A 9,822-nucleotide genomic window follows, 5' to 3' on the forward strand; every position below is an offset into this window, starting at 1 on the left:
TCATTCATTCATTCACTAATAGATGTGCTAGTCTTATCTTGAGACATAAACAACTTAGCATTCTTTGTAACCGATGTGTTTCTTGAATAATCATAGAATTAGGCACAATAGAATATATGCTTATATACAGCAAATGGCCATCGATATCTAATGGAAAGAAGTACAAATACTCCCATTCTCACTTGTGCCACTCCGATCTTGATTGAAAGAAAGTTGCAAGCTGCTGTGGATGGGCTGCCCTCTGATTGTCATAATGTGCTTTGCAAGAAAGTGCTACCTTACTCCATTGTAAATGCTCAAACAATCGCTGATTATGTTTTAGCATTAAAAACTGAAGTGAATCCTGGTGATCACTATAGGGTTGACATAATACGTCTGTTAAGCCAATTTTCGATATTTTTCAAAAATCAGAAATCATTCACAGAAATTACAAGGGCTGACTTGTTGGCATTCCTCGATACTGTCAGGAAGCCGGAAAACCTGGATCCAATGCATAAATGGATAGGGACCTATAATTTGTATAGAATACACTTAATGCGGTTCTTTAAGTGGTTATATTATCCGGATATTGAACAAAAGCATAGGCCTAAACCACCGGTGATAGAGAATATTCATAAACTTGCTCGAAAGGAGAAATCAATATACAAACCAACGGACCTGTGGACCGAAGAGGATGATTTTTTATTCTTCAAGTATTGTCCAAGCAGGCGCGACAGGTGTTACCATGCAGTATCGAGAGACTCAAGCTGCAGGCCCCATGAAATTCTAAAACTGAAGATAAAAGATATTATGTTCAAGAATACTCCTGATGGAAAGCAGTACGCCGAAGTTCTAGTCAATGGGAAAACTGGTAGCAGACATATACCATTAATTAATTCGATTCCCTATCTAAAGGATTGGCTCTCATCTGATCACCCTCAGGCAGGCAATCCTAATGCAGCATTTATTTGTGGCCGCGGTAAAAGTCTGGGAAGACGACTAAGCGTCGGCGCTCTTTACAATATTTATATGTACTATCAGCTGGAATTTTTTCCAAGACTCTTGGAGAATACATCCGTTTTGCCTGAGGATAAGAACAAGATAAGAGAGTTACTGAAAAAGCCGTGGAATCCCTACATAAGAAGACACTCGGCTCTTACTGAAAAATCATTAAGATTAAGAGAGCATGTACTGCGACAACATGCTGGTTGGTCTGGAGGTTCCCAGATGCACTTGAAATACATACACTACTTCGGAAATGAATCTAGCGAAAGTATCCTTGAAGAATACGGTATCGTTTCAAAAGATAAACGACTCTCCGATACACTCAGACCAAAACAGTGTCCTAATTGCAATGAACCAAATAAACCAGATAGCAGGTTTTGCGCCAAATGTAGGATGGTGTTAACATATGATGCATACAATGAGACATTGGAGAACCAGCAGGAAAAAGAATCAGAAATCAGAAGGTTGCAGGAAAAATATGAACATGATATAAAAGTAATTCGCGAAGAGACGAGTCAACAATTCAAGCAGATTATCTCAATGATACAGCAGAACCCTGTTCTTGCGCATGTAAAACCCGAAGCGCTCACAAAGAAAATACAATGATGAAAATACCCACGGCATTAAAGCCCATAATACAAAACACCGGAAGAAAAAGATTTGCGCATAAATGCTGGATAAATATATTCTAGTAACACATGAACAAATGTTCTATATTTTGTATTCGCAGATGAATTTAGAGAATCTATCAGATTTTCAAAATTACCATGGACACTGATCATAGACTGTTTGATATCATGAATACTCTTTTTCTTTTTCCCCTTTTTATATTTGCGACTATGACGAAATTCTTGAAGTGTATCTTCTATGTTACCATAGAAGAATTCTAGCCATTTTTTTTCTGCTTCATTAGGGCCACGATGACATTCAAATATACCCAGCATTACGGATAGTATATCATCGTTCAAATTCTTACATTTGCCCAAGACCAATTGGAGTGGTTCAGGGAATCTATATCTCTTTTTATTAATTAATCCACCAACTTCTTCCAATAACCTTTGAGCCAATAGCATATCAATTTCCTCCTGAAGATCTGAGCGCTCAAAATCTACGTAATAAAATTCCATGGTGCGTCTGTCAAGTGCCTTTACTAAATCGGCTACACCAAAGCCAGGAAGGTAATAGCCATATGAAATTTTATCGGCGGTTTCTTCCACAATCTGGATCTCGAATATGCCGCTTACTGGAAAGAAATTCTTAATATGTTTGAGGGAACCCTTGGTCTCGATATCGTACTCTTCGAATACTCGGAGATCATTTTCGTGTAAATTGTATCTAGCCAGAAATTCTTCAAACTCCTCCTTGCTCTGCAATGGATAAAAACTTCGCTGAAGCCCAAAGTAGGATACAATAAAGAGCATTTTTAATCGCTTCTCTACTTCTTCCGACTCCACAGGGTCTAGAAAAATCCTATTTGGCCTGTTAAATTCTAGGATTTTATGTCGTTGTAGGAAATATGCTTTTTCTTTTAAGAAATAGCCCTTTTTGGTGTTTCCAAGCAAGCCATTTGTCTGTAGATGCCTCAGATGAATACCAAACGTTTCGTACGACAATTGTTTGCGCGCCTCCTTTACATAATTATACAATTGGCCATGCGTCACCAATCTTCCACTATCTTTTTTTTGAAGCAATAGATCAAATATCAAGCGCTCGATGTCAGTGGTATACTTCCTCGTCAGATAACCGTAGAACTACGTTTCACTCTTTTAAACCAATCTTGTTATAAATGTGGATATGCAAAAAAGCATTTCTGTAGGCATATCATTGCCAAAGAAAATCATGTCAGAAATAGATACTGAACGTGGGGACGTATCACGAAGTCGATTTTTGTTGAGACTACTTGAGGATAAATTCCCTGCTGTTAAAATGAAAGGAAGGAATGATACGCTCGATCACGGAATTGAGACCCCTAGATCAAGCCAATCACAGGACTCATAGGAGATTTTCACCTATGTCTAGATCTCCATTATCTTTAGAATCTAATAAATATAAGCAAATCTGCGAAGCAGACGGGTGTCTTGCGATAGCAGAAGAAGACATCAAAGTTTCTGTAGGTCAAATCGGAGAAATTAACCTGAGTGTTTGTAATAATTGCAAGCCGAAATTCACTCACGATGTCTTCCACTCTGAGACGGGGGATGAGTAGATAGATGTCGTTCAAAGCCAGTAGGTTTAGCCTTGAAGCGCCATCAGACTTGAGTTTTCATACCTTCTTTGATTTGGTAGACAATACGACTAGAAATAGTATTCTAAGACAACTGCCAACAGCACCGGTTGCTCTCTACTTGTACTCCAGTAAGGATCAAACTACAACCTGCTATTCGCTGACTGTAGTAGATGGTGGTAGTATAACTGATGCGCTTATTCAGCTTACTGTGGAAAATCCACATGATTTCTATACTATGACAGCAGAAACATCGGGTGAGCAAGCTGAAAGTCTACTATGGTACCAGTATGGGAATGTTTCTGAGCTGGGGGTCGGAGAAATGAAAGATAACTTAATCGTAGGCGGTTTTGATGGAAAGTTTCGAACTATAATATATGACATTATAAGGGCGCGAGCCGGCGACGATAGCTCACAAGTATTACGTTTTGAAAAGGTTGACGACTCGGATGATTGGGTTTTTCTCAAGAACACGGAGTACTGACAGCTGGTTTTAGATATGCCAAAATCTGTTGTAATTAATCGAAATAACCTGCCAGGGTTAATTTCTCTAAATGATGAACTTGCAATCTCTATACTCGATCCAAAGCTTTATCCTCCATCGTTTAATTATCCTGCAAAACAATATTCAGAGAATGCTCGTTTCATTAACGAAACAACAAGAAAGATGACAATCGATTATACCAGAATTGGTGATGCTAGTAATGGCATAGGTCCTTCAGTTGATGAAGCGGCTCGAAATTTTCAAATTGAAACATTAAAGGAGTTACGCTACTGATGGTCATGAGAGTAGGAAAAAGCATTATAACACCACCTGATTGCTTACGAGACTTTGAACCTTTCCTTAATTTTGTCTACGATGGTCTTAAGAAACGCTATACGATGAATGATGCATCACTTGAGGCAATTGACATTTTTCTATATGTGTGTCTTAAAGATAAACAACAATTAATCTGGTGCAATTATATGACTGACCTAGAAAAGGAACTCCCTAGTGCAGTATTAGAAATTAATTTTCTGATTCACGATCCGAAAATAGAGTATTTTGTTGTAGCATGCGGGAATATGAGGCAGGCTTATAACAATAGCACTTTAGACATCTACATTGACAGAGATTACAGCGGCGAAGGTATTTTATCAGTTCTAGGAAAAAGTCGTGGGGGCAAATACATAAACAATACATACAGCCTAGTCAGGGACGCAACCTCACGAGCGCTGCATTTAAAGAAAATATTCTCTGACGGAAATTGACACCACATGTCCCGTCTTTGGATGACTGTAATGGCGTGTCCGTTTTTTTTTGGCTCTGCTAACATGATTGGAATGAATGGTTATCCTAATCGGGGCAATGAATGATGACAGAAGAACTGAGTACAGATATCCATCCAGCGCAGCTCCTTGAACTATATAATATTGGTTTCAAATTGGTACCGCTTGGCATAGATAGTACACCTGTCATACCATGGACAGCAATTTATGAAAATACTGAATATTGGAATCCTGAGAAACTTGTCCAAGAAGCAAGTAAATTTAAGAATGGAGTAGCCACAGTATTTGGTAAAACCAGATTTGCGGACGACAAGGGCCCATTGTATTTGTATTCTTTAGATATTGATAGTAAAAAAGTCTATGACATACTAACTAATTTAGAAAATCGAAAAACTATGCGGGAATATTCCTTGATTCCACCGATGCAGGAAAGAACTTTTGTTGTCAAAACTAGAAAGCCGTATGGTTATCATATTTATTGGTTGAGTCACAAAGAGCATAGACCAATCCTGACAGCAGATTGTAAGACAGGATATGAATTCGAAATAAAAGGTGGCAAAAATTCAGGTCATTCCACACTTCCATCAAGTAGACATAGAGTTGATCCTTCATTCATTTACAAAAATTATGGCCAACAGAAATTGTTTGTTTCAGATGATTTGTATGGCCGATTGATAGCGACGTTGGCAGATTGCTTAAGACCTAAGGTTGAGGATGAAAGTGAAAAGAGGAAAGAAAGATCTTCTGATGGCCAGACGGTCGATCTTAGTGACCTAGACGTTCAAAAGATCGCTGAATATATATGTCCGTCCTACAAGAATGGGCGAAGACATCCCATTGTTTTCGGTCTTGCAGGTCTATTTCACAAGTGCAATATTTCTAAGGATTCCGCAATGGCTGTAATAGAACTTCTTGCAAAAGATAACAGTTCTAGTGATGTACGAAACGCCAGAGGCACGGTGGAAGAGGTGTTTGGAAAAAATGCGAATATCGTAGCTGGCAGCAAATATTTGTTAAATGCGCTAACTGCCTCTATAGAGGATTCCACTACTGCAAAGGAGATTCTCGATAAAATAGTTAGAATAATTGGCAAAGGAGATTCGATACAATGGTTGACGCGCGCAATCATGAATGAATTTACTGTCAAAACAATGAGCGACAACGAGGAGATCTTCTTGTATGACGAAGAAAAGGGCGTTTATGTGGAAGGACAAGAGTGGCGCATAAAGGAACTTTGCCAAATGATGTATCCAAAGATATCAACTCGTCAATTATACGAGATAATTAATCAGATAAAGCGCAGAACTTATATCGACAGGAAAAGTTTCGATTCAAATATCGATATAATAAATGTGAAAAATGGGTCACTCAACATAGATACCTTGGAATTTCGTGAACATTCGCCGGATGAATTATCTCTCGTTCAATTACCCTTAGTATATGATTCAAACGCAAAATGCCCAAATATTCTTAGGTTCCTTGGTCAGGTCCTAAAACCTAAAGATGTGTTTACCGCTTTGGAACTATTTGGTTATTCACTTTATAGAACATCAAGGTATCAGAAAGCGTTATTATGCGTTGGAAAGGGTGCAAATGGTAAGAGCACCTTCTTGTCATTATTCGAGCACTTCCTAGGTAAGAATAATGTCGCACACCTGAGTCTTCAAGATATAGTTACCAACAGGTTTGCACTTGCAGGTTTGTATGGAAAATCGGCCAATATATTTGCCGATCTAAAGAATGATAAGTTGACAAACACAGGCCCATTCAAAATGTTGGTGGCTGGAGATCCAATGAAAGCAGAGAAAAAACACTGTCAACCATTTGATTTTGAAAATTATGCCAAGCTGATTTTTAGTGCTAATGAGATCCCTCAATCAGAGGATAAAACATACGCGTATTATCGGCGCTGGATAATATTCTTTTTTGAAAATGTTTTTGAAGCGGACCAAAATGATCCGAACCTTATCGATAAAATTACCACTCACGAAGAAATGTCAGGGTTATTAAACCTGAGTTTGATCGCATTGAAACAACTGAGGAAAGACAATGGGTTTATTCATATTGCTGACATTTCATCGATTGAAAAGGATTACACTCTAAACTCCAATAATGTTGAGAGGTTTGTAAGAGAGAGATGCGAGATAACAGGGGACGATGAGGATTTCATAATCTGTCGTGATTTGTGGAGCGCGTACCTGAGATTTTGTAAGAATAACAAACTTCACTCAAAAGATGATCATGTTTTCGGCATGGAGTTGCGTGCATTCCAGGTAAAGAGAGAGCGGCGAAGAATTGGCGCCGAACGTGAGTATTGTTATGTTGGAATCCGTTTGAAGGATTGATGGAGCTTGGTCGGTTGTCCCCGGTGTCCCTGGTAAGGTCCAACTTTCTTTCTCTTATTCTCTATTATTCCCCCCTATTCATCCTGTAAAACATAATAAGTTGACCCGTACTAGGGACACTAGGGACAGAAATCTATGAAGTTTAAAGATTCACGATTTGGATATGACAACAGAAGCTCAATATTTGATAACGTAGCGCTATAAAATACTTTGAAAGTGGTCCAATTATGAACATGAGGGGTTTGGACTGAAGGGCAAGACTCCTTCCAACCTTTAGAATTTGGCTAAAGAAAATTATCGAATATGCGGTGTGTTGAAAGAATTAAATATTTAATAATTGATATAGTATACAGGTGACTAAGGCTCGAGCGTAGCTTGGGGTCTCGCCTTTAGATTATGATGTCCGCGGAACGCGGAGTGGGAATGGTGAGGCGAGGTTCACGACTTTATTTATAACTAATTAACCCCACTCTTGTTTGTGTGTTATTTTTTCCTTAATCAGATCGTAATACTTAGGTTGCTCGTGCTCATATAATTGATACAATGAACCAGCCAAGTAGTCGGCCAATTGAATGCAAGCTTCATTATGTGAGTAATCATGGTATATTTTTGTTTTAACTGATTGATGCCTCTTAAATATAGAAATCTTCCACCTCATTTTATCAGAGAAATACGAATTAAAATGGTCTCGAGAGGCACTAGACATGCTGGAGTCCAAATGCAGATTAACTTCACTTAGATCGGCATAAGCCTCGACTACCGAGGTTGCGATATTTTCTGCGACAAGATAATTATACAATAAGGATTTGTTATCCCGAAGATCCGATTTTACAGCAGATTTCTTGATAACGACTTGTCCGCCATCGATGTCCAATCTTCTAAATAAATTGAGGACCTTCAAACGAATGAAATCACTGTCATTACTAAATTTGAATTCTCTGATAGAGTGTTTGTGCTTCTTATTCAGGTTTTTGAGAACACGTTTGATATCTGTTGATATTCTTCCGCTTTGCTCGGTGATTATATAACCGATAATAAAGTATCTTGATGATTTACCCTTGAATCCTAAATCGCCTGATTCGTCCACAAAAACATGAATTGTAGATGTTATGTCCGTTAAGAAGATAATTTGTTAATTAATATTATGTTCAAGCAGTTAACACTTTATGTACAAAAGGTACCACAGATCCTGGTCATCGGCAAACCTATCGCCGTTGTGACGGTATCAAACCCCAATCAGTCTGAATGGAGTCGACAAATTACTAGGAGAAGGACAATCCTAAAGGTATGTAGATTTGGCGTAGCTAAAGATACTCAATATGTTGTAATGCTTGATTGATCGTCAAGGATCACCAATAGCGGGTCTAGCTCTAGCCTTGGAAATGTTTATCGTTTGTGTCACCCCCTCTACAGCTACTCAAGACATCTACCGTAGAATGTAAAATTGTCAACGTGGTAGGTAAAACATTCACTCATGGGTGAAAAGGTTGTGTAATTGCCATAATGGTGAGGTCCCGTTACGTTGTCTACTGTTCCCGCCTCTTGGTAATTTGTACCATTTGGCGGCACTCCTCGATGACACATCTGAACCGCATTCGTATAATTATGTTTTAACATGTTTATGCAATTTGATGTAGCACTTTGATTTATAGGGATTTGATACTGGTGACAGGCTACAATTCCTTGGACACACGAGCTGTATTGGTATGCGAAGGCATAATTGATCATTGCGGCCCCAATACAAACAGACATAGCAAAGATCAGCCCACATATGCTTGTATTCATATATGGACGGATGGCTGATAATCTCAGCTTCATATCACTTCTGGAATTTGTCAAGACAAGTATATGACTATGCCAAGTTGTATCCACGTCCTACTGTCCATCTCCCGAAATCCCTTGATTACTCTGCTGATCTTGACCCTGACTACCACCCTGAATTATTTCACATTTCAATGCTATGCATGTATGAACGGCTTGATTCTGCCTTTGATCTTGTCGCTGGTTTTGTGTGGATGATTGTTCTATTTGGGAATTGTTTCTGTTCCATGCAGAAGTGTAGCCGTTGGACCATCCGGTACAATATATTGTTGTATGCTGTCCATCACTTGTATGAGCACCAGTAGGATCACATGCCGGGTTAAACGAATTTCTATTCTGTCTATCTGTTCTAGCTGCCTGTGTTCCGTCGTTAAATCCATCGCTATATCTCTGATTATCACTTAAGTGTCTCGCGTACGCATCTGGCGTTACCAATATCGAAGAAATAATTATCCCTGTTCCCAGTAATGCAATTATGAGATGCTGTTTTGTTAGCTCTATCAAATTCATTGAGGAATTCTTCCCCCTACAACATAGGCCGTTGAAATAAATTTGCTCATTCTGATTCCTTAGCCCTTCATGAATCCGATAGTAACACCCATTGCCATACCGCCAGTTATTGGAAGCCCCCAACTGTCGAAGCCATGCGGTGTTACGACACCAGGAATACCGTGTTGTGAGGCATTAACTATGGTATTTGCAGCTCCTTGTGTTATATCTTGTAGTTTGTTCCAATTCATGCTTACTATTCCCTGGTATTGCAGATATGTCAATCCAGCTGAGAACAATCCAAGTACCACTGCTACCACTTTAGCTACTTTCTTTAATGCATAGCCTATCACGATTCCTCCAACAAATCCACCGCCAAGACTTGCTGCAGCTATTCCTATTTCCATATTTTCATGCCGTTCCAATCGAAGACTTTAGTTTATGTTGGTAATCTTTTAGAGCAGATCTTATTTCGTCTAGACCCTCATCTATTTTCTCTGAGTATGAGCGAATCCTAGCATTGTTACCTCTAACATCTGCTGTCAACTTTAGTAATGTACCGATGTCATTTGCTACTTCTTGTACTACGGATAAGTTAATTTCATTGATCTCTTTCTTGGATATACTTAGTTCCTTTTGCAATATTTCGAATATCTCTCGAGCCATTTTCCATGTTCCAGAACACAGATC

At 38.8% G+C, this 9,822-nt stretch carries 12 protein-coding genes; 7 read left to right on the forward strand and 5 right to left on the reverse strand.

From position 1 onward, the window contains the following. Positions 1-150 precede the first annotated feature (150 nt). The gene (locus tag DYY65_RS08035; protein WP_162477455.1) at positions 151-1,590 is read left to right on the forward strand and encodes a hypothetical protein; all 1,440 of its coding nucleotides are present in this window, start codon (positions 151-153) and stop codon (positions 1,588-1,590) included. Positions 1,591-1,607: 17 nt separating this feature from the next. On the opposite strand, the gene DYY65_RS08040 is transcribed toward DYY65_RS08035, so the two are convergent. Continuing rightward, complete coding sequence (locus DYY65_RS08040; RefSeq protein WP_162477456.1) at positions 1,608-2,597, reverse strand: hypothetical protein; 990 nt, start codon at positions 2,595-2,597, stop codon at positions 1,608-1,610. A gap of 181 nt (positions 2,598-2,778) precedes the next feature. On the opposite strand from DYY65_RS08040, the gene DYY65_RS08045 reads away from it, so the two are divergent. From DYY65_RS08045 to DYY65_RS08070, 6 genes are all read left to right on the forward strand, one after another. Further along, positions 2,779-2,982, forward strand: a complete 204-nt coding sequence (locus tag DYY65_RS08045; RefSeq protein WP_201449411.1) for a hypothetical protein — start codon at positions 2,779-2,781, stop codon at positions 2,980-2,982. 13 nt (positions 2,983-2,995) lie between these two features. Next, positions 2,996-3,190 (forward strand): hypothetical protein, encoded by a 195-nt coding sequence (locus DYY65_RS08050; protein ID WP_162477458.1) that lies wholly within the window; start codon positions 2,996-2,998, stop codon positions 3,188-3,190. A gap of 4 nt (positions 3,191-3,194) precedes the next feature. Beyond that, positions 3,195-3,692: a hypothetical protein gene (locus tag DYY65_RS08055; RefSeq protein WP_162477459.1), complete on the forward strand. Its 498-nt coding sequence runs from the start codon at positions 3,195-3,197 to the stop codon at positions 3,690-3,692. A 15-nt stretch (positions 3,693-3,707) separates the two neighbouring features. After that, the gene (locus DYY65_RS08060; protein WP_162477460.1) at positions 3,708-3,986 is read left to right on the forward strand and encodes a hypothetical protein; all 279 of its coding nucleotides are present in this window, start codon (positions 3,708-3,710) and stop codon (positions 3,984-3,986) included. A 5-nt stretch (positions 3,987-3,991) separates the two neighbouring features. Then, a complete protein-coding gene (locus tag DYY65_RS08065; RefSeq protein ID WP_162477461.1) occupies positions 3,992-4,459 on the forward strand; it encodes a hypothetical protein in 468 nt (155 codons plus the stop codon). A 101-nt stretch (positions 4,460-4,560) separates the two neighbouring features. Further along, positions 4,561-6,822 (forward strand): DNA primase family protein, encoded by a 2,262-nt coding sequence (locus DYY65_RS08070; protein ID WP_162477462.1) that lies wholly within the window; start codon positions 4,561-4,563, stop codon positions 6,820-6,822. Positions 6,823-7,282: 460 nt separating this feature from the next. Here the strand turns inward: DYY65_RS08070 and DYY65_RS08075 are convergent, their stop codons facing one another. The 4 genes from DYY65_RS08075 to DYY65_RS08090 all read right to left on the reverse strand — a co-directional run. Next, on the reverse strand, positions 7,283-7,909 hold the full coding sequence (locus DYY65_RS08075) for a DUF3800 domain-containing protein (RefSeq protein WP_370519329.1): 627 nt from the start codon (positions 7,907-7,909) through the stop codon (positions 7,283-7,285). A gap of 788 nt (positions 7,910-8,697) precedes the next feature. After that, entirely contained in the window at positions 8,698-9,153 is a 456-nt protein-coding gene (locus tag DYY65_RS08080) for a hypothetical protein (RefSeq protein WP_162477463.1), read from the reverse strand. A gap of 59 nt (positions 9,154-9,212) precedes the next feature. Continuing rightward, a complete protein-coding gene (locus DYY65_RS08085; RefSeq protein ID WP_162477464.1) occupies positions 9,213-9,539 on the reverse strand; it encodes an FUN14 domain-containing protein in 327 nt (108 codons plus the stop codon). Positions 9,540-9,543: 4 nt separating this feature from the next. Then, on the reverse strand, positions 9,544-9,822 hold a 279-nt coding region (locus DYY65_RS08090; protein WP_236561737.1), incomplete at its 5' end, for a hypothetical protein.

It is taken from the genome of Nitrososphaera sp. AFS (assembly GCF_009898475.1).
Lineage (GTDB): Archaea > Thermoproteota > Nitrososphaeria > Nitrososphaerales > Nitrososphaeraceae > Nitrosopolaris.

Excerpts from the sequence above, each read along its gene's own strand:
- DYY65_RS08035 (WP_162477455.1), top strand. The coding sequence starts at position 151 with ATGGAAAGAAGTACAAATACTCCCATTCTCACTTGTGCCACTCCGATC.
- DYY65_RS08045 (WP_201449411.1), top strand. The coding sequence starts at position 2,779 with ATGCAAAAAAGCATTTCTGTAGGCATATCATTGCCAAAGAAAATCATG.
- DYY65_RS08050 (WP_162477458.1), top strand. The coding sequence starts at position 2,996 with ATGTCTAGATCTCCATTATCTTTAGAATCTAATAAATATAAGCAAATC.
- DYY65_RS08055 (WP_162477459.1), top strand. The coding sequence starts at position 3,195 with ATGTCGTTCAAAGCCAGTAGGTTTAGCCTTGAAGCGCCATCAGACTTG.
- DYY65_RS08060 (WP_162477460.1), top strand. The coding sequence starts at position 3,708 with ATGCCAAAATCTGTTGTAATTAATCGAAATAACCTGCCAGGGTTAATT.
- DYY65_RS08065 (WP_162477461.1), top strand. The coding sequence starts at position 3,992 with ATGAGAGTAGGAAAAAGCATTATAACACCACCTGATTGCTTACGAGAC.
- DYY65_RS08070 (WP_162477462.1), top strand. The coding sequence starts at position 4,561 with ATGATGACAGAAGAACTGAGTACAGATATCCATCCAGCGCAGCTCCTT.
- DYY65_RS08080 (WP_162477463.1), bottom strand. The coding sequence starts at position 9,153 with ATGAATTTGATAGAGCTAACAAAACAGCATCTCATAATTGCATTACTG.
- DYY65_RS08085 (WP_162477464.1), bottom strand. The coding sequence starts at position 9,539 with ATGGAAATAGGAATAGCTGCAGCAAGTCTTGGCGGTGGATTTGTTGGA.